The organism is Flagellimonas flava, assembly GCF_050617915.1.
Taxonomy (GTDB): Bacteria; Bacteroidota; Bacteroidia; order Flavobacteriales; family Flavobacteriaceae; genus Flagellimonas; species Flagellimonas flava_A.
Genome location: NZ_JBODQE010000176.1, coordinates 1 through 237, shown reverse-complemented (window position 1 = coordinate 237; position 237 = coordinate 1). Strand labels below are relative to the sequence as shown.

1 pseudogene is annotated in these 237 nt (G+C 36.7%); it reads right to left on the bottom strand.

Annotation, left to right across the window (positions count from 1 at the left end):
- Nucleotides 1-14: 14 nt before the first annotated feature.
- Nucleotides 15-237 (bottom strand): annotated as a pseudogene (locus ACRHOZ_RS21450) (hypothetical protein); the annotation flags it as partial.

Genomic DNA, 237 nt, shown 5'->3' with positions numbered 1-237 from the left:
TTTTGGATTTCTTATTATTTAATGTACTCTTTTTCCAGGAAATAGTTCACCAAGGCCTCCTTCATCAAAATGGTTTGCTCTCCTGGTTTTAAGGGAGGTAGTTGTTCTTTGTCCGTGTAATGGGGCCAACCATCATCGTCATAAAAATCAAAGTCGTAATACCCATAAGACTCCAACAATCTACAAATGGCAATATCGATAAGATTGACCTTTTCATCCTTCTTAAAAGTTCTATGG